We start from the raw sequence: 23,203 nt of genomic DNA, 5'->3' as shown, positions 1-23,203 counted from the left end.
CGAGATCATGTTCGGCAGGCTCCAAGACTGGAGCCGCGTCGCCACACGCTATGACCGATGCCCCAAGGTGTTCTTCTCAGCCATCGCCCTCGCAGCTCTCGTCATTTACTGGTTATCAATCCTGCCCCTAGACCTTGCAGGCAAAGGCCCGGGCGCTTCAAATGGTGCTGACACGATTGGGGGGATCCGCAGGCTGGCCCGCAAAGACCGCGCTCAGCCGGTCCACATCGATGTCCGCCGCATGGCCGTTCGCGACCACCCGCCCCCCGTCGAGCAGGAAATAGTCGCTGCATTCGCGGATCACGCTTGCGGTGTGGCTGATCACCACCACCGTGCGGCCCGGCTGCTGCTGCGCCAGCATCGCCAGGATCGCGCTTTCGGACAGCACATCCATCGAATTGGTCGCCTCGTCGAGGATCAGCAGATCGGGCTGGCGCACCAGCGCCCGCGCCAGGGCGATACGCTGCCTCTGACCAGCGGACAGGTTGTGCCCGCGATAGCCGACCTCGCTGCGATATCCGGCGGGCAGATCGGCGATGAACCCGGCGGCGTCGGCGGCCTGCGCGGCGGCCTCGATCTGCACATCGGTGGCACCGGGATGCCCGTAGCGGATATTGTCGGCGATGGTGCCTTCGACCAGCTCTAGCTCGGCGCCGACGACCGCCACCCTCTCGCGCCAGTCAAAGGCATCGAGCTCGCGCATGTCGCGCCCATCCAGCACGATGCGGCCACTGTCCGGGGCGATCAGCCCGCACATCAGCGCCGCGATGGTCGATTTTCCCGAGCCTGAACGGCCGATAAGCGCAACACTTTTTCCCGCCGGAATCTCAAGGTCGATGGTATCGAGCCCGGCCCCCTTTTCGCCCGGCCCCGGATAGCGGAAAGAGACCTGTTCAAAGCGCAGCGACTGCCGCAACCGCGGCCCTTCGACGCGAACGGTCGGCGCGTCCTGACCCGTGTGCTGCGTGGTCTGCACCAGCCAGCTGACCTCGTCGAGCGATCCGGTCCAGCCGCGCAGCAAGACCAGCGCGTTCTGGATCTGGCGCACCTGCGGCTGAAGCCGGTACAGCAGCACGGTGAAGGCGATGACCACCGAAAACGGCGTACCCAGTGACCACGCAATCAGCGCGATGGCAAAGAATTGCAGCGCATAGGCGATCTCGGTCAGCGGCCCCAGCAACGCCTGCGCGCGACTGACCGCGAACACGGCCCGGCGCACGGAATCGGATGCGCGGGCGAAATCCTCCATCTCGTGCGCCTGCCGTCCGTACAGACGGATCAGCCGCCACGCCTCGACGATATGCAGCATCCGCGCGGCGAGGCGGCGGTTTTCAGCGGTCACCACAGCGCCAAGCGCGGCCACCCGGCGCGTGGCAAGATGCACCAGCAGTTGCACGCCCGCGAGGCCGACCGCCAGCGCCGCCGTCAGGGGCGGCGAAAGCAGCAGCAGAAAGGTCAGCAAGGCGATGCAGGCCGCGGCGCTGACAGCAATGGAAAACAGCGTTCCAACCGCATCAGCCGCCCGCCAGCTTTCGTTCGAGATGACGTTCAGCAGCCGGTGCGGCGGCGCGGTCATCAGAAAACGGCTGTCGGCGCGCAGCAGGTCGTTGCCGATCTTCTGGCGCAGCACGTGGCCGGACCGGCCATAGATCCACGCCAGAAGGTTGGTGTTCACATAGGCAACAAGGTTCTTGAGAAGGATCAGACACAGAATGACAAGGCCGATGGCGACGCCCCTGTCATTCTCGGGCAGCAGCCGGCCAAACGGCGCCAGCACCGCCGGCAGCGGCTTGTCGTGACCCGCCACCAGATCAAGCAAGGGAATGAGCAGCCCTATTCCCATGCCCTCAAGCGCGGTGCCCAGAAGCCCCAGCACGAACACCAGCGGAAACCATGGCAGCGCCTTTGCGAGCACCGGCTCAAGCGCAGGGTGCAGACAAAGGCGACCTGATCGCCAGTAAAACAGGTTCATCATCGCGGAGAAGCGCAGATTCTGGAAGACGAGCCGGAATCGTATGCTATCGTCGATCTTGGTTTCGCTCGGGGATCGGGATCTTTGGACTGATACGCCATATTCACAGTTTGATACTCACACGCCTGAACTGAAGACCAACCGCCTAGGGTGCAGCAGGTGCGGCTGCCGGATCGTCGGTGTTGAAAGGTTATCTTGTCTTTTGTTGATCGCGAAAGGAAATATTGTTGCCGCCGTTAGTGAGTGTTCTTCTGCCCGTATTCAATTCAGAAAAGTTTCTTTCCCAAGCCCTGACAAGCCTTTCCGCCCAGAGTTTCGCTGATTTCGAGGTCATCGCGATTGACGATGGCTCGACCGACAGGTCAGGCGACATGCTGGCGGCACACGCGGCGGCAGACCCGCGCTTTCATGTGACGCGACGCGAGAATCGCGGCCTGATCGCGACGCTGAACGAGGCGATCGCGATGGCGCAGGGGCGGTTTCTGGCCCGGATGGATGCGGATGACATCTGTTTCCCAAGCCGGTTCAAAGCCCAGCTTGCGGCCTTTGCCGTCGATCCCGGTCTGGCGATCTGCGGCACCAATTTCGTCACGATGCATGCCAACGGGCGGGTGTCGCGCGCGGGCGCCGACATTCTGTCAGAGCCGCGGGATCTGGCCATCGCCAGCCGGTTCTTCACCAGCCTGCGCCACCCCACCATCATGATCGACCGCGAGGCGATGGGCGATCAGCTGCATTATGACAATGCCTACCCCTGCGCCGAGGATTTCGACCTGTTCCGCCGCGTGGCAGAGCAAGGGCGCCTGCGCCAGCTTGTCGAACCGCAACTGGCCTATCGGCTGCATCCGGGCAGCGTGTCGCGGCTTAGGGCCAGAACAATGACACAATCCCATGTCGGCATTCTCGAAGAGAATCTGCGCCGCTTTTACCCGCAGGCAAGCGGAACCGGGATAGACAATCTGGTTGATGCGCCGGGGCCGCAGACCGCCGCGCTCGGCGCCGATCTGATCTGCCGTCTGGCGCGGCTGGCCCCGGCGCAACCCGAGACCGAGCGCCCTGCCTTCGATCTCGCACGGCGGACGATCTTTTACTTTCTCTACTCGCACATGATGTTCAACGGCAAGATCGCCAATGTGGCGGCGTTTCTGGATGGCTGCGACGGCTGGTCCCTTGTCAGGCGGCGCGAATGGCCACTGATCAAGGCGGCGCCGATGCTGTCGGGGCTGTGCGACAGCGCCTACCGGCGGGTGCGGCAGATCGACGACATCGGGTCCTTCCTGAAGACCTGCCCCGCTGTCGATCTGGTTCCGGGGTTCAACCAGACGCTCTCGTCAGCGCCGGAGGTCTGATGCAGCAGGCAATGATCCCGGACGTCAGTGTTCTCATCGCGACGCGCAACCGCGCGGCTGCCGCCCTGCAGTGCCTGCGCTCTGTGCGTGCCGCAAGCGCCCAGTCGCCAGATATCGCGGTCGAGGTCATCGTGGTGGAAAACGATCTTGGCAACCGGCTAAATCCAGTGGAACGCATCCTTCGCGACGAATTCGCCGATGCGGCGAACGTCACCTTCGTGGCAGAGGATCTGCCCGGTCTGGCGCGGGCGCGCAACGTGGCGATTGCGCATGGCAAGGGGCGCATTCTTGTCTTTATCGACGATGACTGCCTGATGGATGCGCAGTACTTCAACGATCTGCGCAAGAATCTGGGCACCAGTCCCGGCGCATGGGATGGCACGGTGCCGGTGCTGTTCGGCGGCCGCGTCGATCTGGCCGACCCGCTGGATCAGCCCTTCACCATCCGGCTGCTGGACAGCCCCGAAACCTATACCGTCACGCGCCATCCGGGCGGCTTTGTGCAGGGCTGCAATCTTGTCATGACACGCGCCACGCTGGACAAGATCGGCGGATTCGACCGCAGGTTCGGGGCCGGAGCGCGGTTCCGGGCCTCTGACGACACCGATATCATCGTGCGCGCCCACCGGGCCGGTATTCCGGTCCAGTGTTTTCCCGACATGCGCGTGGCCCATGCGCATGGCCGCCGCACCCGCGAGGATATCGTGCGGCTGGCATCGTCTTATGCCTACGGCGACGGCGCGCTTTATGCCCGCCACGTCGGCGCGCCGTGGCTTCTGCGGCATTTCTACTGGACGTGCCGCGGCGCGGTATTCGAGCTTTTCGGAGGCCGCAAATTCGCGCCAAGTCTCGATCTGTCGCATTGGAAGGTCCTGCGCAACAATCTTGCCGGTGCTTCGAGTTATCTGACTCAGCGTCGCGAGGCCGTGCCGCCTTCCCCGCAATCCAGTTATCGCCCGCAGCTTGATTCTATCCGGGCGGTGGCGCTGCTTTTGGTGCTTTTGCAACATTTCTGGCTGGTCGACACGGCAATCGGCCATGCCGGGGTGCGCATCTTTTTCGTTCTGAGCGGATTTCTCATTACGCGCCAATTGCTTACAAAACCGCCACTGGTCGAGTTCTACCTCAGGCGGGCCTCGCGACTGGCACCTGCATTCGTGCTCGGGGTGCTACTGGCGATATGGCTGGGATTCGATGGGGCGTCGCAATTCTGGAAATGGCACCTACTGCAATTGACCAATCTTGTTATTGCGCGAGCCGGAGACTGGGGCATCGTCTGGCCGCTGGGTCATTTCTGGACGCTGAACATCGAAGCGCAGTTCTATCTGATCTGGCCATTCTTCATCCTTGCCCTGCCATCGCGCGCGCTTGTGCCCTTCATGTGCCTGAGCATTCTGGCCGGGCCAACCTATCGGGCGGGGCTTGCGATGGTGAACATGGAAGAGCCGTGGCGGGTGCTGCCATTCGGTGAAATCGACGCGCTTGCCATGGGGGCGCTGCTGGCAGTGGTGCGCGTACCTCTCCTCTACAGGGCTGGCCTGTTTCTGTCGCCGGTCTGTGCGGTGATGGCCTTCCCCGAGGTTTTTGCAGAGCACAGGATTTTGCGCCACCTCGGTATCTTCCTGTCGATCGTGCCATTCGCGGCGCTGATCGCCGCAGGCCAGAACGGGCGGCTAAGCATCGGCGAAGCCATCCTTCCGGCCATCGGCAGGATCAGCTACGGCGCATACGTCTATCACTGGGTGCTTTATGCGGTGCTCAACCGGGATCTTGGCGCCACGCCCGGCCCTGTGACCTTTGTCGTGGCGTCGGTTGGGACCCTGATCGTAGCGTGGATCTCGTTTCACGCCTTCGAGACGCCCGTGCGGCGAGGGATCCTGCGGCTTGCGCAGCGATCACGGCACCCACAGACCTTTGCCTGAGGGCGCGCCGGGGCTCTGTAGCACAGATCGACTGACCGACGCTTGGCCGCCCCGCTCGCTGTGATGGGCGTTGCGATATGTCGCCTCGATCATCACAGTCTTATCTTCGCCGTGCTCGGCGGCCAGCCCTGCCATCGTCCGGGCGAAGATGCCTTTCCCGCTCCAACCTTTCCACCGGCTGTAGAGCGCCTCATGCGGACCATACGCCTTCGGCGCATCTCGCCAACGCAAACCATTGCGATTGATGAAGATAATCCCGCTCAGAACCCGTCTGTCATCCCTCTCGGGAGATTGCTGCGCAATGCTCTGCCGGGCAGTGAACGCGAGGTTTGCCATTAGGCTTGGGGAAGAAAGGGCCAAGCGTGCCATCCCCGCGTCGGTCGGCCAGTAGAGAGTGTTCATGTCACAGCTGCGTCTTCGAAGCCGTGAATCATGCCGTCCGCAGAAAACCGATGCATCCTGACCCTAGTCGCGGTACCTGCTCGAGAACTTGTTCGAAAAGTTTAAGTAATACAATTGTATAGCCATGCGCTGCTGCAAAACTGACGAAAGCTCCAGCCCATTCACCTCCCTCGCGGCGATCGTGCTGCGGCTGAAGTGAACATCAGCAAACCCTGGAAAATCTAGGTGCCCTAAACAAGAAGCCGTGGTCACTCGTTCGGTCATGTTGACAAAAGGCGCAGCCAAAACCCTGTCGTGGTGTCTCCCTTTTGCACCCGCTGCCCGATGATGGGCAGGGATCACTATGCTGTCGATCATTTGAAGGGCGCCCGCCGCCGCCCCACTTTGGTTCAGTGCCTCTATGAGGTCCTCCCACAACCCGCCAACGGCCAGCGTCGGAACTGCCGGTAGAGGCTTGATCACTGAACAAATTCCTCGGGCGAGTCCCGTCAGTTCGCTCGATCCAGAAAACCCCATCGAGAGCAAGACGATAGTTGATAGGTTTTGCGCCCGTTCTGAGCGCCGGAAGCCAAGATGAGCCGTTCAAAGAACGCCCATTCCTGGTCCGACGTCAGACCTCGTACCAAGCTGGTCGAACCAGCTTGAATTACGTTCAAGGCTCGCTTCGAACGCCTTTTGGCAACGCGTTCCAGGCAATAACAGCGGCACTCGTTACCATAACGGATCAATCGTCAGCGGGTGGGGTCACATCGACGGTCGGAACCTTGACCTCTGCCTCCTCGGTGTCGACGTCGATATCGACATCCGGTACTTCGACGGTCTCGGTGGTGGTGCCGGTGGTGATCGAGCCAACCTCGGCGTCCACCTCGGGCAGCTCGCCGCCCTCGACCGAGACATCGACATCGGGCAACGCGCCCTCTTCGGTCACATCGAAATCGATCATGTAGGCGCCAAAGGCAATGGCAGCGATGGCAACAACGGCAATTCCAACTGCGGCTCCGGTCTTCATCAAGTCTCTCCTTGGTAATTGCTGCGCGCGCCACGTCGACGCCGCGATTGTTCACACAACGATGACCCTTATAAGATTGTTCCGTGTAATCTTGCGCCGTTCCGGTAATCTGGCGTTCCTGGCCAGACGCATCCCCGGGGTGCCGCGTTGCGCGTTGCCCCTCATGGACAGCAAGCGGGCTTGTCGGGCATGAAGGTCGCACAGAGTCTCTGACCCGCCCCGAGGATGCAGACCATGAGCCCCAGACTGACCCTTACCATCGCCGCATTTGCGTTGCTTTCCGCCTGCGCCACCCCGCGCGAGGCCTGCCTCAATGCCGCCGCCGGGCCATGGCGGTCGGCGATGAAGGAACGCCAGCGGATCGCGGCAGATCTGGCGCGCGGCTACACTTTCGAGACCCGGTACGAACGCCACCGCGTACTTGCCACCTGCCGCGGACCGGGGGGCGGGCGCTACGCTTGCTGGGACAGCCGGACCGAGCCGGTCACCCGCCGCGAGCCGGTCGACCGCGCCGCGCTTCTGGCGCGCGATCGCGAGCTACAGCGCGCTCTGCCGGTGCTGCGCAGCGAGGCCGCCCGGGATTCGGCGCAATGTCGGGCCACCTATCCCGCGCCGGAGTGAGCCGCTTTGCCGATGCGCCATCGAAAGTCAGAGGCTCAAGCCCCCCCTGCCCCCGCATGAGCCCCCCCAACCGAGGGCGAACCAAACCCCACAAGGCGGCGGCCCCGTTTTGGCATGGGACGCTGGCTGCCCGCATCACCCCGGCACAAACTCGATCTCTGCGCCAAAGGCCGAGAGGACGACCCCTGCCTGCGTTTCGCGAAAGGCGAGGCCCTCCGCCTCGAGCCGCGCGATCATCGCGCCGGGATCGTCCACCGCGACCCGGTAGCCTGCAAAGCCCTGGGTTTCAGCCTCGATCACCGTCAGCGCAGCGCCCGGCAGCGGCACGCTGCCATCGGCGGCCTGCGCCCCGGCAAAGCGCCCGAGAAAACTCAGCGTTGCGCCAACGTCCTGCGCCCCCAGCGTAACGCCGCTGACATTGCGCGCCCCGTTCGGGTGCTGCTGCAGGTCCGCAGACCAGAACGCACCGGGAAAATGCTGCTGGCAGGTAAAGAACCCGGCCTCAGGCAGCGAGTCCTGCGCGGCAAAGGCGAGGGTAAAGGCGACATGGGTTTCGCTGCCATCGGCGCGCTGACCCTTGCGCTCGAAGAAGAACGGTTCGAACGCGCCGATCCCCTCAGCCGCAAAACGCTGGGCATCGGCGCAGGCGTCGTCGCTATCGAGCACCAGCATCGCCAGCCCCTCGCGCCGGGCGATGGCTTGCTGCATGAAGGCCCCGAAGCTGAAGCGCCCCGGCGCGTGCGGCTCGATCAGCGCCGCATCGCCCACCGCCACGAATTCCAGAAACGACGAGCCAAACTGCACGAGCCGATTTTCAGTGCCCCAAGGGTGGCGATTGCGCGCGCCGACACGAAACCCAAGGCGCTCGTACAGGCGGACAACCGGGTCAAGATCGCGGACGGCGAAGACAAGATGGTCGATGCGGCGGCTCATGGGCTGTCCTTTCAGAGGCATATCGCCGCCGACCCTGCCCGCAAACCCGTGCAACGTCACGCCTTTGCCATGCGGAATCGGCGATTTCGCCTGTCACATGAGCTTTACGCAAATGCGGTAGCAAGAAGCACGCCACTCAAGGTTGCGAGGCTTGCCAGATATCAAGCGCAGGATATAGTGGTTTGACGCTGGGGCGGGCTCCCCGCCCTGGTGCCATGTACGGGCAGACAGGGCAGGAAAGACTCGATCAATGATTGGCGACTTCAGAACGCACTTTGTCAGGGAACCTTCGGCGCTGCGACATCATCCGGCGCTGGTGCTGAATGCGGATTTCAGGCCGCTGTCCTATTACCCCCTGTCGCTATGGCCATGGCAAGAGGCGGTGAAGGCAGCTTTCCTAGACCGGGTGGACATCATCGCCGAATATGACGAGATCGTCCGAAGCCCGTCGATGACGCTGAAAATCCCCAGCGTGGTGGTGCTCAAAGATTATGTAAAACCAAGGAAGCGCGTGGCATTCACGCGCTTCAATCTTTTTCTGAGGGATGAATTTCGCTGCCAGTATTGCGGATCGAAGGGCGATCTGACCTTCGATCACGTGGTGCCGCGCGCCAGCGGAGGCATCACCAGCTGGGAAAACGTCGTGGCGGCCTGCGCGCCGTGCAACCTGCGCAAAGGGTCCAAGTCGCTGCGCCGCGCAAACATGAGCCTGCGCAAGCCGCCGCGCCAGCCCAGCGCGTCCGAGCTGATGAATGTCGGGCGCAAATTCCCGCCGGGGCACCTGCACGAAAGCTGGATGGATTACCTGTACTGGGACGCCGTGCTCGACGCCTGAGGCTTGCCCGCCGCGCGCTGCTGCCCTAAGCCCCTGCGTGCTGTCACTCCGGGAATGCCATGTTTCTCTATCGCCTGCTCGTTTCGGTCTTTGCCGCGCTGGTGCTTGGCCGTCTTGCGCTGCGGCGCGACTGGCCCGCGCTGCGCGACCGGCTGGCGCGCGGGGCCGCCGATGCCGGCCCGCATCTGTGGTTGCACGCCGCGTCCAACGGCGAACTGGCCTCGGCCCGGCCCATTCTAGATGCGCTGCGTCGCGCCCGGCCCGACCTGCCCATCGTGATCACCTGCAATTCCGCCACCGGCGTCCGGCTGGCGCAAAGCTGGGGTCTGGCGGCGCGGCTGGCTCCGCTTGACCTGTGGTGGGTGACGCGGCGCTTCCTGCGAAACTGGGACGTGCGCGCCCATGTAGCGATGGAATCCGAACTCTGGCCACACCGGGTGCTGCGCTGCCCCGGCCCTGTGCTGATCATGGGCGGCAGGCTGAGCGAGGGCACCGCCCGTGGCTGGCGGCTGTTCGGCGGGCTGCAACGGCGGCTGCTTCGGCGGCTTGCGTGGGTGTCGGCGCAAGATGACGGCTCGCGGGCGCGCTACCGTGACGCCGGGCTGCCGGACGGTGCCGCCGGGCCGGTGGTCGACCTCAAGGCGCTGTATGTGCCGCAAGCCATGAGCGATCCGGCGCCGGCCGGGTTTGACCGCCACGCCACATGGCTTGCCGCCTCGACCCATGAGGGCGAAGACGCGGTGGTGCTTGATGCCCACCTTGCCGCCCGCGCGGCAGAGCCGGGCTTGCGGCTGATCCTTGCGCCGCGCCATCCACACCGCGCCAGCGACATCGCGGCGCTGGCACAGGCACGGGGGCTGAGCGTCGCGCGGCGCAGCTTGGGAGAGCCGCCCGAGGCGGATGTCTACATCGCCGATACGTTGGGCGAGATGCCGCTGTTCTACGCGCTGGCCGGGCGGGTGTTCATCGGCGGCACCCTGACGGACCGGGGCGGCCACACCCCATACGAGCCCGCCGCCTACGGCGCGGCGCTGATCCACGGCCCTGACCTGCGCAATTTTCGCGCCCCTTTCGCCCGGTTGAGCGCCGCCGAGGCCGCCTTGCCCGTAGGCGATGCGCAAACGCTGGCGGCGGCGCTGGCGCAGCTGAGCGGACAGGCGCAAGCCGCGATGGGCGCCAAGGCGCAGGCCACGCTGCGCCCCGAAGCAGATGCCGAAACCCTCACCAATGCGCTGGTGCAGTGGCTTCCCCCGGCGCCCCGCGCTTGAATAACGCGTGCGAAACATTAGATATTCATAAGTAGCATCGAGCCACAGCCATGATCCATTACAACCTCAAATGCGCGCAGGATCACCGCTTTGACAGCTGGTTCCAATCCGCAAGCGCCTTCGACAAGTTGCACGCCGCCGGGCTTGTGACCTGCTCGGTCTGCGGCAGCGCCGAGGTCAACAAGGATCTGATGGCGCCCCGCGTCAGCGCCGGAGCCGAGCGCGATGCACCGCTGTCGGCGCCAGCTTCGCCCGCCGAACAGGCGCTGCGCGAGGTGCAGGCCGAATTCGAAAAAACCAGCGATTACGTGGGCCGCGATTTTGCCCGCGAAGCCCGCGCCATGCACGAGGGTGACAGCCCGAAGCGGGCAATCTGGGGCGAAACCCGCGGCGACGAGGCCAGGAAACTGATCGAAGACGGCGTGCCTGTTGCCCCCCTTCCCTTCCGCCCGAAACGAAAGAACAACTGATGCGTATCCTGATCACCGGCGCGAACCGTGGCATTGGCGCGGCGCTGGCCGCCGAACTGTCCGCACGCGGCAACGACGTCACCGGCACCGCCCGCAACAACGCGGGCCTCGCACCGCTGGACGTCACCGATCCGGGCTCGATCGCCAGCCTTGCCAAGGCTATCGACGCGCCGCTTGATGCGCTGATCTGCAACGCCGGGGTCTACCTCGACAAGGGGCAGTCCATCGACGGCTACCCGCAACAGATGTGGGCCGACAGCTTTGCCGTCAACGTCACCGGCGTGTTCCTGACGGTTCAGGCCATGCTGCCCCTGCTGAAACAGGCGCAAACCCCGAAGATCATGATCATCTCGTCGCAGATGGCGTCGGACACCCGCGCACCGGGCGGCAGCTACATCTACCGGGCCTCGAAGGCGGCGGCGCTGAACCTCGGGCGCAACCTTGCCACCGATCTTGCACCGCAAGGCGTGGCCGTGGGCATCTATCACCCCGGCTGGGTGCAGACCGACATGGGCGGCGGCGCAGCAGACATCACGCCGCAGCAATCCGCCAGCGGCCTTGCCGACCGCCTGTCGGCGCTCAGTCTTGCCAGCACCGGATGCTTCGAGTGCTGGGATGGCCGCCCCCACCCGTACTAATCCGCCGCAACCGGCGGTCCTCTCGGCGCAACACCAACGCGCTGAGCCTCTTGCGCAATCCCCGCCCCCCGCGTAAACCCCGGCTGATTCAGGACCACCCGGAGGGTGCTTCATGCCCGTTCTCGTGATGAAATTCGGCGGCACGTCCGTCGCAACGCTCGACCGCATTCGGCGCGCAGCGAAACGCGTTGGCGTCGAGGTGGCCAAGGGCTACGACGTCATCGTGATCGTCTCTGCCATGTCGGGCGAGACCAACAAGCTTGTCGGCTTCGTCGAGGAAACCTCGCCGCTGTTCGACGCCCGCGAATATGACGCTGTCGTGTCGTCGGGCGAAAACGTCACTGCCGGGCTGATGGCGCTGACGTTGCAGGAAATGGACGTGCCCGCACGATCCTGGCAGGGCTGGCAGGTGCCACTGGTGACCACGAGCCAGCACAGCTCGGCGCGCATCGTCGACATTCCGACCGACAATATCACCCGCAAGTTCGGTGAGGGCATGAAGGTCGCTGTCGTTGCAGGCTTTCAGGGCATCTCGCCCGAAGGGCGCATCACCACGCTGGGCCGGGGCGGATCGGACACCACCGCCGTCGCCTTCGCCGCCGCCTTCGATGCGCAGCGCTGCGACATCTATACCGATGTGGATGGCGTCTACACCACCGATCCGCGGATCTGCGACAAGGCGCGCAAGCTTGACAAGATCGCCTTCGAGGAAATGCTCGAACTGGCCTCTCTGGGTGCCAAGGTGCTGCAGACCCGCTCTGTCGAACTGGCGATGCGCTACAAGGTGAAGCTGCGGGTGCTCAGCAGCTTCGAGGAACAATCGGACGAGGCCGGAACCCTGGTCTGCGACGAGGAGGAAATCATGGAACTGAACGTCGTTTCCGGGGTCGCCCATTCGCGCGACGAGGCAAAGATGACCCTTGTGGCGGTCGAAGACCGTCCGGGCATCGCCGCTGGCATCTTCACCCCGCTCTCCGAGGCGGGCATCAATGTCGACATGATCGTCCAGAACATCTCGGACGAAGGCCATACCGACATGACCTTCTCCTGCCCGGTCAATCAGGTGGCGCGCGCCGAAAAGGCGCTGAAGGCCGCTATGGAAGCGGGCAACATCGCCTTCAGCGAGCTGGTCGCCGATACCGAGGTCTGCAAGATTTCGGTCGTGGGCATCGGCATGCGCTCGCACACCGGTGTCGCCGCCAAGATGTTCAAGGTGCTCTCCGAGGAGGGCATCAACATCAAGGTGATCACCACCTCCGAGATCAAGATCTCGGTTCTGGTGGAACGCAAATACATGGAACTGGCGGTGCAGGCGCTGCACCACGCCTTCGATCTCGACAAGGCATCCTGACCTCTTGGGGCGCCGTCTGTGGCGGCGCCCCTGACCATTGGACAAAAACGGTTTTCCCGCATAGGTTGATCCGAGTTTCTCCTTCCCCTCGCCCCCGCCCGTCGCCTATAGCTGAGGGGCAACAGGACTGGGAAAAACCGTTTCATGATCGACCGTTCCGAAAGCGAAAGCCGCAAGCTGCTGGGCCGTCTTCGGGACACCATGGCCGAACAGGCTGCGGGTCAGGAACGGCTCGACAAGATCGTGCATCTGACCGCCGATTCCATCGGCTCCGAGGTCTGCTCGATCTATCTCTTCCGCGATTCCGATACGCTGGAACTTTGCGCCACCGAAGGCCTGAAGAAAGAGGCGGTGCACCAGACCCGGATGAAGCTGGGCGAAGGTCTTGTCGGGCGCGTTGCCCGCACCGGCAAGATGATGAACACCGCCGACGCCCCCTCCGAACGCGGCTTTCGCTACATGCCGGAAACCGGCGAAGAGGTGTTTTCCAGCTTTCTCGGCCTGCCGATCCAGCGCCTTGGCGAAAAGCTGGGCGTGCTGGTATTGCAGACCAAGGCCAAACGCGAATTCACCTCGGACGAGATCTATGCGCTGGAAGTGATCGCCATGGTGCTGGCGGAAATGGCCGAGCTGGGCGCCTTCATCGGAGAAGGCGCCGCGCTCAAGGCGCGCCACACCCAACCGCGCCTGCTGCGCGGGCTCAGCGGCCAAGAAGGCACCACGGAAGGCCACGCATGGCTGCACGAACCGCGGGTCGTGGTCACCAATCTGGTCTCGGACGACCCCGAGCGCGAGCGCCGGCGGCTCGACAAAGCCATCGAGAAGCTGCGCGTCAGCGTCGACGAGATGCTGACAGGCACCAGCGGCGAGCAGCTTGAAGTGCTTGAAGCCTATCGTATGTTTGCCAATTCCAAAGGCTGGCGGCGGCGCATGGAAGAAGACATCGACCTTGGCCTCTCCGCCGAAGCGGCGGTGGAGAAGGAACAATCCAACGCCCGCGCCCGCATGAGTCAGGTCACCGACCAGTACCTGCGCGAGCGGCTGCATGATCTGGATGATCTGTCGAACCGCCTGCTGCGGCTGCTGACCGGACAGGGTGCCGAAACCGGTGCCGAAATGCCCGCCGATCCAATCCTGATCGCGCGCAACATCGGGCCCGGAGAACTGCTCGATTACGGTCGCAAACTCAAGGGCATCGTGCTCGAGGAAGGCTCTGTCGGCAGCCATGCCGCCGTGGTGGCGCGGGCGCTGGCGATCCCGCTGGTGATTCAGGCCGAACGCATCACCACCGAGGCGCTGAACGGCGATCACATCATGGTCGACGGCGATCAGGGCATGGTGCACCTGCGCCCGGATGACAGCATCGTCAGCGCCTTCCGTGACAAGATCGCGATGCAGGCGCAGGCGCAGGAGCGGTATTCCTCGATCCGCGACAAGCCCGCGGTCTCGACCTGCGGCAAGCGCGTGCATCTGTACATGAACGCGGGGCTTCTGGCGGATCTGCCGTCGCTGATCTCGTCTGGTGCGGAAGGCGTCGGGCTGTTCCGCACCGAACTGCAATTCCTGATCCGCAACAAGATGCCCAAGCGCACCGAGCTGGTCGAGGTCTACAAGCGCGTCATGGACAGCGCCGGCGACAAGCCGGTGATCTTTCGCACGCTCGACATCGGGTCGGACAAGGTTCTGCCCTACATGAAGCCGAACGACGAGCCGAACCCGGCGCTTGGCTGGCGGGCGATCCGGGTCGGGCTCGACAAGCCCGGCGTGATGCGGATGCAGATCCAAGCCTTGCTACGTGCCTCTGGCGGGCGGGCCCTGACGGTGATGTTCCCCTTCGTGGCGCAATACGAGGAATTCACCGCCGCGCGCGCCGAGGTGGGCAAGGCTCTTGCCATCGAGCGCAAGCTTGGCCACCCGGTCCCCGAGACCGTGACCATCGGCACCATGCTGGAAACCCCGTCGCTGGCCTATGCGCCAACCAAATTCTTCGAGGACGTGGCGTTTATTTCCATCGGCGGCAACGATCTCAAGCAGTTCTTCTTTGCCGCCGACCGCGAGAACGAACGGGTGCGCCGCCGCTACGATACGCTGAACGTGAGCTTCCTGAGCTTTCTCGAGAACATTGTGATGCGCTGCTCGGATACCCTAACGCCATTGAGCTTTTGCGGCGAGGATGCCGGACGTCCGATCGAAGCGGTCTGTCTTGCGGCGATCGGTTTGCGGCGTCTGTCGATGCGCCCGGCCTCCATCGGGCCGGTCAAGAGCCTGATCATGCGCACCGATCTTGATGGGCTCTACGATGTGATCTGCGAAGCCCGCGCTCGAGGCGAACAATCCGTCCGCGACGACGTCATGCGCTTCTTGCGAACGCAAGGCTGAGCGCTTGCGCCAATGGCCGCGATGACAGCCACAGAACCCTCTGCAGGTATCGGCGCTGCACATCGCCCGGGCAGCGCAACGTAGCGTGCCACTCATTCTGCTTGTCCCGCCCGCATGTCCCGATCCTGACCCGAGGATCGGCAAGTGAGCGTCCGGCACGGCGAATGCCCACCGTACCGGACGCAGTTGTTCTTTTCGCATCGCGCCCATTCTGGTCGCGGACACTACCCGCGCGTTTTGCGCGGGGTCAGGCCTCCGTTTTGCATACGGCCTCAGGAATTCAGCCCCGGTTCGGCAGCCCCCGAATGATGCCGGCTCAAAGCCCCTGCGGAGCAGCTTTTGCCAACATCCGCATGTCCTACCTACGCCCTGAGTCGGAAAAATCCGGTTAACGCGACCTTTGAATTTCAACCGCAAGCGCTGAAAGCAATGCCCCGCGGTCCTGCCCAGAGTCGCGCGCCAGCTTCATCAGCCCAAAATGCACCCGCGCCATTTCCTGATAATAACTGGTGTAGGCATAGTTCGTCGCTGCCCCCGCCGCCGCGCCAAGGATCGGCACGGCCTGCGCCGCCAGTTTCTGCCCAAGCACCGTCGCAAACCGGGGGGCGACTTTTGAAATCACCCCATGCAACGTCGCCCCTGTCAGAGTCACACGCGCCGACAAAAACGCCATATCCGCCCCATCGTCCTTGTCGAGCGGCCCTGCACTGCCAAACACCGCAAGGCATTCGCGGCGGATTTCGGGGGCATTCGGATCAAAGCCATGCTCGGCGGCGATCCCCTGAATCGCCCGCAACAGCACCGTGGTGGTAACCGGAATCTCGGCCAGCGCCGAGGGCAGCCCCCCTGCGCCGCCAGCCGCCCCCATCGCGGTGGTCAAGGCCGTGTTCAGCCAAGAACGCTGATCCTTCACCACTCCGCGCGACGATGCCGCCACGTTCGACGCCGTCTCAAGCGCCCGCGAGGTCGCACCTTCCAGCCGGTCCTTGATCCCGTCAGGCAACTTTTCAAGCAGGTTCTCGGCCTGCCCACCGATCACGTTCAGCAAGGTCATCCCCACGCCCCCCGCCGAACGGTATCGGCGGGCGAGCGCAACAATTTCGCCCTGCGTGGATTGCGGCACAAGCGCGGTTCCGGTCATCCTGAAGTCTCCCTTTGCAAGGTAAACATCGGGCCTCTGCGCCGGTTTTCAAGAATGCCGCGTCACCTCCCCAGCAACCCCCTCCCATGCACCGGGAGTCAACGCGTATCCAAGCACCCGCTCTGGATTGGTCGGCGGCGGCATAACGATCTGATCCAATTTGAAAAACCCAAAGCGGCGGTAATATGGCTCATCCCCGACCAAGATCACCCGCGCCCATTCCAGCGCTCTGGCCCGTTCGATCGTGTCGCGGATCAGCGCCGCGCCAAGACCCTCGCCCTGCGCCGTCGGGTGCACCGCAACCGGCCCCAGCAACAACGCCTGCCAGTGCCCGATGCGGACCGGCCAGTAGCGGATCGCGCCGCCAAGAATCCCCGTTTCGTCCCGCGCGACCCGGCATAGCTCGGGCACCGGAGGCACATCGTCGCGCAGCCGGTATGACGACAGCACCGTGCGCCCCGGAGCGAAACAAAGATCGTACAACGCCTCGACTTCCCACCAGTCTCCCGGCTTTTCCTGTGACAGAGTGAACAGTGCGCCATCCCCTCGTGCATTCGGTTCAACTTCGTCCTAACAGGGAATGAGATAAGCGCAACCATCCGGGATGACAGCTATGTTCTACCGCCCCGAAGACGGCCACGGCCTGCCCCACAACCCCTTCAACGCCATCGTCTCACCGCGCCCGATCGGCTGGATCTCGACACGCGGCACCCGCGGAGACAACCTCGCCCCCTACAGCTTCTTCAACGCGGTATCCTATGTACCGCCGCAGGTGATGTTCTCCTCGACCTCGTCGAAGGAAGATCGCGGTGACACCAAGGACACCGTCGCGCAGCTGCGCGAACACGGGGTATTTTGCGTGAACATCGTGGAATTCGCCATGCGCGACAAGATGAACACCACCGCTGGCCTGTGGGAGGCCGAAGCCGACGAATTCGCCCTTGCCGGGATCGACAAGGCCGAATGCAGCAGTATCGACTGCCCCCGCGTCGCAAACGCCCCCGCATCGCTGGAATGCAAGGTGGTGCAGACCCTGCGCCTGCCCGGCGAAGCGAATTTCGTAACCTTCGGCGAGGTCACCGGCGTCCATATCCGCGATGATTGCCTCGTGGACGGGCGTTTCGACGTCACCCGCTTCTCCCCGCTCACCCGGCTCGGCTACCGCGACTATTCGGTCATCCGTGAAGTCTTCGAACTCAAGCGCCCCGGCGAATGACGCGCGGCCCCCGGCTTCATCTTGCCGGATAAACTCCGGGGGGAGCCGCAGGCGGGGGGCTGGCCCCCCCTTCTAACCTCGACGCCGCGCCCCCCGGAAAACGGCTTAGTGCCCGCCAAAGATACCCGTGCGCACCGGGTAATCCACCGCCAGCGCATAATCCGGGTCGTCCTCGCTGTCGACGATCAAGTGCCCCGCCTTGCTCAGCAGCCGGTGACAATCGCGCGACAGATGGCGCAGGGCAATCGCCTTGCCCTTTGCCTCATATTTCGCCGCGACCGCTTCGATAGCCTGCAACGCGGACTGGTCGACCACCCGGCTGTCGGCAAAATCGACGATCACCGATGTCGGATCCCCTGCCACGTCGAACAATTCGACAAACCCCTCGGACGAGCCGAAGAACAGCGGCCCCTGCACCTGATAGACCTTGGCCCCTTCCGGCGTGCGGTAGCTCTTGGCATGGATGCGCCGCGCATTGTTCCACGCATAGGCCAGCGCCGAAACGATCACGCCGACGACCACCGCCACCGCAAGATCCGCGTAGACCGTCACCACGGTGACCAGCACGATGACAAAGGCGTCGATCAGCGGCACCTTGAACAGGATGCGCAGGCTGTTCCACGCAAACGTCCCGATCACCACCATGAACATCACCCCGACCAGCGCCGCCAGCGGGATCAACTCGATCAGCGGCGAGGCGACAAGGATAAAGCTCAGCAGGAACAAGGCCGCGACAATGCCCGCGATGCGCGTGCGCCCGCCTGATTTCACGTTGATCATCGACTGGCCGATCATCGCGCAACCGCCCATGCCGCCAAAGAACCCGGTCACCAGATTGGCCATGCCCTGCGCGATGCATTCCTGCGACGCGCCGCCGCGCTGGCCGGTCATCTCGCCCACGAGGTTCAGCGTCAGCAGGCTTTCGATCAGCCCGATCGCGGCAAGGATTACCGCGTAGGGCAGGATGATCTGCAAGGTCTGAAGATCAAACGGCACCCCCGGGATGTGGAACGCAGGAAACCCGCCCTCGATCGAGGCCATATCCCCGACGCGCGGCGTCTCGAGCCCAAAGATGATCACCACGATGGCGGTCACCGCAATGCCCGCCAGCGGCGCAGGCACCACCTTGGTCAGCTTCGGCAGCCCCCAGATCACCGCCATGGTCAGCACCACAAGCCCCAGCATCACCACCAGCGGCAGACCGGTCAGCCATTCGGCCCCGCCCGTTCCCGGCACCTTGAACTGCGTCATCTGCGCCAGAAAGATCACGATGGCCAGCCCGTTGACAAAACCCAGCATCACCGGATGCGGCACCAGCCGGATGAACTTGCCCCAGTGCAGCGCCCCGGCGATCAGCTGAAGCAGCCCCATCAAAACCACGGTGGCAAACAAATACTCGACGCCATGTTGCGCCACCAGCGCCACCATCACCACCGCCAGCGCCCCGGTCGCCCCCGAAATCATGCCCGGACGGCCACCAAAGACCGCCGTGATCAGCCCGACCAGAAACGCAGCATACAGGCCCACCAGCGGGTTCACCCCGGCGACAAACGCAAAGGCAACCGCCTCGGGCACCAGCGCCAGCGCAACGGTCAACCCTGACAGTATATCGGTCTTGACCTGCCCCGCTGTCAGCGCCGTGGTCGGAGAGACCCGCAGATCGGGCATGGTGATACTGTTGGCGTAGCGCGCCAGAAGGGACTTGGCCATGGTTCGTCCTGTACGTTGTCCGGGGTTTGCTCCCCGTTACTGCAATGCGGCGAAAATGACCAGCCGCTAGCATACCCGACGCGCCGCCGCGCCCGCCCCTATGCAAGCTGGCCGGGCCCTTCGCCTGTTCCACAGATGCAACGCAGAGAGTGGCCGGAGGCTGACGATACCCGAAAGCGATCCGTGAAAACACTCATTGCAGCTGCATTTTTCGAACTTACCGCTGCGGCCTCCAGCGAAGCCGCAACCTATTCCTTCACCTATGAATTCGCCAACGGCCAGCTGGTCTACGGCTCGTTGGAGGGTGATCTCGACGGCCCCGGCAATATCATCCTGACCGGCACCAATGGCACCCTCACGCTGGGCGGTGTCCAGAACACGACAACGATCGACACGTTTTACTCCCCGGACAGCGTCGCCACCCCCTAAGTTGCCGCAGATGGCAGCGACGCCAACTGCATGCTGATAGTTTCTAGAATGCAGAATGGGTTTGGCCTTGAGAGTGGCGTCATAAGCGACTGGCAACAGCGGGCGGACGACACAACGTCAAAGGCGGCGGCTTCAGCGTTTACCCGTCCAGCATCTCGCCTGCCTCGCTGCGGACTGGATGCTGCTCGCCGGGCTTGGCGGCGTCGCAGTGACCATCTCCTCGCGCGGCGGAGCCCCTGCCGCGCGCCTTGATGCGCCCCCGCTGCCGTGCCTTACTGGGCGCACCACCCGCAATCAGGAGCATCGCATGACCCCCACCATGATCGGCGTGATCGGAGGCTCCGGCCTCTACGATCTGGACACGCTGACCGACAAGCGCTGGACAAAAGTCTCAACGCCCTGGGGGCCGCCCTCGGACGAGATCCTGACCGGCACGCTGGACGGCGTGCCAATGGCCTTCCTGCCCCGCCACGGGCGCGGCCATGTGCACAGCCCATCCACCGTGCCCTACCGCGCCAACATCGACGCGCTCAAACGGCTGGGGGTGACCGACGTCATCAGCATATCGGCCTGCGGCTCGTTCCGCGAGACATTGGCACCGGGCGATTTCGTGGTGATCGACCAGTTCATCGACCGCACCTTCGCACGCGACAAAAGTTTCTTCGGAACGGGGTGCGTTGCGCATGTGTCGATGGCCCACCCGACCTGCCCGCGCCTCGGCGCCGCCTGCCTCGACGCGGCCCAAGACGCCGGCATCACCGTGCATGACGGCGGCACCTACCTTGCCATGGAAGGTCCGCAATTCTCGACCCTCGCGGAATCGCGGATGTACCGCGACAGCTGGGGCGCCGACGTCATCGGCATGACCAACATGCCCGAAGCGAAACTCGCGCGCGAGGCCGAACTCTGCTACGCCTCGCTCGCCATGGTCACCGATTACGACAGCTGGCACCCCGATCATGGCGCGGTCGAGATCAGCGACATCATCCGCGTCCTGACCGGCAATGCCGACAAGGCGCGCGCGTTGATTGCGCGCCTGCCCGCGCTGCTCGGGGCCGATCGCGCCCCTTGTCCGCATGGCTGTGACCGCGCACTCGATCATGCCCTGATGACCGCCCCGGACAAACGCAACCCGGCGCTGCTGGCCCGGCTCGACGCTGTCGCCGGGCGCGTCCTCTAGCCTTTCAGAGAAAGCCCCGAGATGCCCCTCGACACCTGGCTGACCTTCCTCGCCGCCTCGACGCTGCTGCTGCTGATCCCCGGCCCGACCGTGCTGCTTGTGCTCAGCTACGCGCTGTCCAAAGGCCGCTCTGTCGCGGTTGCTTCGGCGCTAGGCGTGGCGCTCGGCGATTTTACCGCGATGACCCTCTCCCTCGCCGGGCTAGGGGCGCTGGTGCTGGCATCGGCCACCCTGTTCACCGCACTCAAATGGATCGGCGCGGTTTACCTCATCTGGCTCGGGCTCAAGCTGATCCGATCCGCGCCAACCCATGGCCTGACCCTGCCGCGCGCCGACATCAACGCCCGCGGCGTCTTTGGCCATGCCGCTGCGGTCACCGCCCTGAACCCCAAGAGCATCGCCTTCTTCATCGCCTTCGTGCCGCAATTCATCGACCCGACCAGCCCGATCCTGCCGCAGTTCGCCATCCTCGTCGCCAGCTTCGTCAGCCTCGCCGGCCTCAACGCGCTGGCCTACGCACTGGCCGCCGACCGCCTGCGCAGGCTGATCCGCCAAGATCGCGTTCTGGCTTGGCTCACCCGCGCCGGCGGCGGCGCGCTGATCGCCATGGGCCTGCTCACCGCCACCCTGCGTCGCAGCTGACGCGCCGCTATGTCCCTCGCCAAAACATGGCCGGGACAACATCCTTGCCCCTGTAGGCTGGAAAACGACAAAGAGATGGGCAGAACCAATACGCCCCAGCGAAGATGTTCTGCTGTACGACGACCCCCTCGCGACCGCTCAAAGCGATGGCCATGAATGTCCACGCCAACTGCGCCCGGGACTGTCGTCGAACAAAGGCGCCGCGCCCCTCTTCATCTTGCCCCTAAACTCCGGGGAGCGCGAGGGGCTGGCCCCTCGCCTGCACAAGGCCCGCAACAGACGCCAGCGCCAAAAATCGCTCAGGCCGCGTTGGCCGCCTTGCGCGGGGTCTTGGCATTGGCGTCGATGAACTCCAGCACCAGCGGGCGAATATTGTTCCGCCAGCTCTTGCCAGCGAAGATGCCATAGTGACCCGCGCCCGGTTCAAGATGGCTCGCCTTCTTCGAATCCGGCAGCCCGGTGCACAGGTCAAGCGCCGCCACGCATTGCCCCGGAGCCGAGATGTCATCCTTCGCACCTTCGACCGTCTTCACCGCGACATCGGTAATCTTGCCGATATCGATCATGTGGCCATCCACCATGAACTGATTCTTGGCGATTTCGCCATTCTTGAAAATCCGCTCGACCGTCGACAGGTAGAACTCCGCTGGCATGTCCATCACGGCCAGATATTCATCATAGAACCGGTTATGCGCATCATGGTCCGTCGCTTCGCCGCGCGCCACCTTCATGATCTCATCCGAGAACGCCTTGGCATGACGCTCAAGGTTCATCCCCATGAATGACGACAGCTGCAACAGCCCCGGATAGACCAGCCGCCCGACGCCCGGATACTTGAACCCGACGCGCTGGATCATCGTTTCCTCAAGTTGGCCCATGGTGACACGATTGCCGAAATCGGTCACCTCCGTCGGGGTTGCATCAGGGTCGATCGGCCCGCCGATCAGGGTCAGCGTTCGCGGCTGCGCCTCGGGCTCGAATTCGGCGAGATAGGCCGTAGCCGCCAGCGTCAGCGGCGCCGGCTGGCAAACCGCGATCACATGCGTATCCGGCCCAAGATGCCGCATGAAATCAACAAGGTACATCGTATAGTCTTCGATATCGAACTTGCCGCAGCTGACCGGGATGTCGCGAGCGTTCTTCCAATCGGTGACATAGACCTCGGCGTCGGGGATCAACGACACCACCGTAGAGCGCAGCAGGGTCGCGTAATGCCCCGACATTGGCGCGACCAGCAGAACCTTGCGCGGCTTCTCCTCGCGCTCGGCCACGTTGAAATGCAGCAGCTTGGCAAAGGGCTTGTCGAGTACGGTTTCCTTGTACACAAGATGGTCCTGCCCGTCGTTGCAGGTGATCGTTCTGATCCCCCAGCTTGGCTTGACCACCATGCGCTTGTAGCTGCGCTCCGCCACTTCGCCCCACGCGGCGAGCCATGTCAGCGCCGGGTTGGGAACAACCGCCATCGCCGGATAGGATGCCATCGCTTTCGCCGTCGCGCCCACCCACTGGTTGGTGTTGCGGATGGTCTCCATCAGGTCGTAAGTCGCCATGAAGCGCATGGGCGTCTCCTGTCTTTCTGTCGCGGCAGCATACTGCACCCCGTCCGGCGCATGTATACGACCAATTCATTACAGACCCCTTGCTGCACAAGGCCCAGTATTGCCCTTCCTGTGCGCGCGCGGCCCCTGCCCTGTCAAATCAATTCGCCGCTTTGACCATCGCCACGGCGTCGTTAT

21 protein-coding genes and 2 pseudogenes are annotated in these 23,203 nt (G+C 63.9%); 14 read left to right on the top strand and 9 right to left on the bottom strand.

Going from position 1 to position 23,203, the window contains the following annotated elements; all coding sequences use genetic code 11:
• Window positions 1-115 (top strand): annotated as a pseudogene (locus KO516_RS24360) (IS5/IS1182 family transposase); the annotation flags it as partial.
• A 42-nt stretch (window positions 116-157) separates the two neighbouring features.
• On the opposite strand, the gene KO516_RS17955 reads toward KO516_RS24360, so the two are convergent.
• On the bottom strand, window positions 158-1,975 hold the full coding sequence (locus KO516_RS17955) for an ABC transporter ATP-binding protein (protein ID WP_216005168.1): 1,818 nt from the start codon (window positions 1,973-1,975) through the stop codon (window positions 158-160).
• 236 nt (window positions 1,976-2,211) lie between these two features.
• Between KO516_RS17955 and KO516_RS17950 the strand changes: the two genes are divergently transcribed.
• Both KO516_RS17950 and KO516_RS17945 read left to right on the top strand, forming a co-directional pair.
• Window positions 2,212-3,321, top strand: a complete 1,110-nt coding sequence (locus KO516_RS17950) for a glycosyltransferase family 2 protein (protein WP_216005167.1) — start codon at window positions 2,212-2,214, stop codon at window positions 3,319-3,321.
• Window positions 3,321-5,243, top strand: coding sequence for an acyltransferase family protein (locus KO516_RS17945; protein ID WP_216005166.1), 1,923 nt, complete (start codon window positions 3,321-3,323; stop codon window positions 5,241-5,243). Before KO516_RS17950 ends, KO516_RS17945 begins: the two co-directional genes overlap by 1 nt.
• Window positions 5,244-5,300: 57 nt before the next feature.
• Here the strand turns inward: KO516_RS17945 and KO516_RS17940 are convergent.
• From KO516_RS17940 to KO516_RS17930, 3 genes and pseudogenes are all read right to left on the bottom strand, one after another.
• A pseudogene (locus KO516_RS17940) lies at window positions 5,301-5,645 on the bottom strand (transposase); the annotation flags it as partial.
• Window positions 5,646-5,708: 63 nt separating this feature from the next.
• Complete coding sequence (locus tag KO516_RS24805; RefSeq protein ID WP_216005165.1) at window positions 5,709-6,107, bottom strand: hypothetical protein; 399 nt, start codon at window positions 6,105-6,107, stop codon at window positions 5,709-5,711.
• Between the two features lie 262 nt (window positions 6,108-6,369).
• On the bottom strand, window positions 6,370-6,654 hold the full coding sequence (locus KO516_RS17930) for a hypothetical protein (RefSeq protein ID WP_216005164.1): 285 nt from the start codon (window positions 6,652-6,654) through the stop codon (window positions 6,370-6,372).
• Between the two features lie 234 nt (window positions 6,655-6,888).
• On the opposite strand from KO516_RS17930, the gene KO516_RS17925 reads away from it, so the two are divergent.
• A complete protein-coding gene (locus KO516_RS17925; protein ID WP_216005163.1) occupies window positions 6,889-7,275 on the top strand; it encodes an excinuclease ABC subunit B in 387 nt (128 codons plus the stop codon).
• Between the two features lie 135 nt (window positions 7,276-7,410).
• Here the strand turns inward: KO516_RS17925 and KO516_RS17920 are convergent, their stop codons facing one another.
• Entirely contained in the window at window positions 7,411-8,208 is a 798-nt protein-coding gene (locus KO516_RS17920) for a VOC family protein (RefSeq protein WP_216005162.1), read from the bottom strand.
• A gap of 250 nt (window positions 8,209-8,458) precedes the next feature.
• On the opposite strand from KO516_RS17920, the gene KO516_RS17915 reads away from it, so the two are divergent.
• The 6 genes from KO516_RS17915 to ptsP all read left to right on the top strand — a co-directional run bounded on the left by KO516_RS17915 (window position 8,459) and on the right by ptsP (window position 15,149).
• A complete protein-coding gene (locus KO516_RS17915; protein ID WP_216005161.1) occupies window positions 8,459-9,043 on the top strand; it encodes an HNH endonuclease in 585 nt (194 codons plus the stop codon).
• Window positions 9,044-9,102: 59 nt separating this feature from the next.
• Window positions 9,103-10,311, top strand: a complete 1,209-nt coding sequence (locus tag KO516_RS17910) for a 3-deoxy-D-manno-octulosonic acid transferase (protein ID WP_216005160.1) — start codon at window positions 9,103-9,105, stop codon at window positions 10,309-10,311.
• Window positions 10,312-10,361: 50 nt separating this feature from the next.
• Complete coding sequence (locus tag KO516_RS17905) at window positions 10,362-10,781, top strand: DUF1178 family protein (RefSeq protein WP_216005159.1); 420 nt, start codon at window positions 10,362-10,364, stop codon at window positions 10,779-10,781.
• Window positions 10,781-11,419, top strand: coding sequence for an SDR family oxidoreductase (locus KO516_RS17900; protein ID WP_216005158.1), 639 nt, complete (start codon window positions 10,781-10,783; stop codon window positions 11,417-11,419). The genes KO516_RS17905 and KO516_RS17900 overlap by 1 nt, the downstream gene beginning before the upstream one ends.
• Before the next feature lie 112 nt (window positions 11,420-11,531).
• Complete coding sequence (locus KO516_RS17895; RefSeq protein ID WP_216005157.1) at window positions 11,532-12,770, top strand: aspartate kinase; 1,239 nt, start codon at window positions 11,532-11,534, stop codon at window positions 12,768-12,770.
• Window positions 12,771-12,914: 144 nt separating this feature from the next.
• Window positions 12,915-15,149 (top strand): phosphoenolpyruvate--protein phosphotransferase, encoded by a 2,235-nt coding sequence (gene ptsP, locus KO516_RS17890; protein ID WP_216005156.1) that lies wholly within the window; start codon window positions 12,915-12,917, stop codon window positions 15,147-15,149.
• 388 nt (window positions 15,150-15,537) lie between these two features.
• On the opposite strand, the gene KO516_RS17885 is transcribed toward ptsP, so the two are convergent.
• Together KO516_RS17885 and KO516_RS17880 are read right to left on the bottom strand one after the other, a co-directional pair.
• Window positions 15,538-16,290, bottom strand: a complete 753-nt coding sequence (locus KO516_RS17885; protein ID WP_216005155.1) for an EcsC family protein — start codon at window positions 16,288-16,290, stop codon at window positions 15,538-15,540.
• 48 nt (window positions 16,291-16,338) lie between these two features.
• Window positions 16,339-16,824: a GNAT family N-acetyltransferase gene (locus tag KO516_RS17880; protein ID WP_216005173.1), complete on the bottom strand. Its 486-nt coding sequence runs from the start codon at window positions 16,822-16,824 to the stop codon at window positions 16,339-16,341.
• 79 nt (window positions 16,825-16,903) lie between these two features.
• On the opposite strand from KO516_RS17880, the gene KO516_RS17875 reads away from it, so the two are divergent.
• Window positions 16,904-17,506 carry a flavin reductase family protein gene (locus tag KO516_RS17875; protein ID WP_216005154.1) on the top strand — a complete coding sequence of 201 codons (603 nt, stop codon included), beginning with the start codon at window positions 16,904-16,906 and terminating at the stop codon, window positions 17,504-17,506.
• Between the two features lie 105 nt (window positions 17,507-17,611).
• Here KO516_RS17875 and KO516_RS17870 read toward each other — a convergent pair whose 3' ends face one another.
• Complete coding sequence (locus KO516_RS17870) at window positions 17,612-19,216, bottom strand: SulP family inorganic anion transporter (protein WP_216005153.1); 1,605 nt, start codon at window positions 19,214-19,216, stop codon at window positions 17,612-17,614.
• A 183-nt stretch (window positions 19,217-19,399) separates the two neighbouring features.
• On the opposite strand from KO516_RS17870, the gene KO516_RS17865 reads away from it, so the two are divergent.
• The 3 genes from KO516_RS17865 (at window position 19,400) to KO516_RS17855 (ending at window position 21,467) form a co-directional block, all read left to right on the top strand.
• A complete protein-coding gene (locus KO516_RS17865; RefSeq protein WP_216005152.1) occupies window positions 19,400-19,645 on the top strand; it encodes a hypothetical protein in 246 nt (81 codons plus the stop codon).
• 307 nt (window positions 19,646-19,952) lie between these two features.
• Entirely contained in the window at window positions 19,953-20,825 is an 873-nt protein-coding gene (locus tag KO516_RS17860; RefSeq protein WP_216005151.1) for an S-methyl-5'-thioadenosine phosphorylase, read from the top strand.
• A gap of 21 nt (window positions 20,826-20,846) precedes the next feature.
• Window positions 20,847-21,467, top strand: coding sequence for a LysE family translocator (locus KO516_RS17855; RefSeq protein WP_216005150.1), 621 nt, complete (start codon window positions 20,847-20,849; stop codon window positions 21,465-21,467).
• A gap of 299 nt (window positions 21,468-21,766) precedes the next feature.
• On the opposite strand, the gene phaZ is transcribed toward KO516_RS17855, so the two are convergent.
• Entirely contained in the window at window positions 21,767-23,026 is a 1,260-nt protein-coding gene (phaZ, locus tag KO516_RS17850) for a polyhydroxyalkanoate depolymerase (RefSeq protein ID WP_216005149.1), read from the bottom strand.
• Window positions 23,027-23,203: the final 177 nt, after the last annotated feature.

This window comes from Citreicella sp. C3M06 (assembly GCF_018860705.1).
Taxonomy (GTDB): Bacteria; Pseudomonadota; Alphaproteobacteria; order Rhodobacterales; family Rhodobacteraceae; genus Salipiger.
Note: the sequence above shows the minus strand (reverse complement) of the source record. Positions and strands in the feature narration are given on the sequence as shown.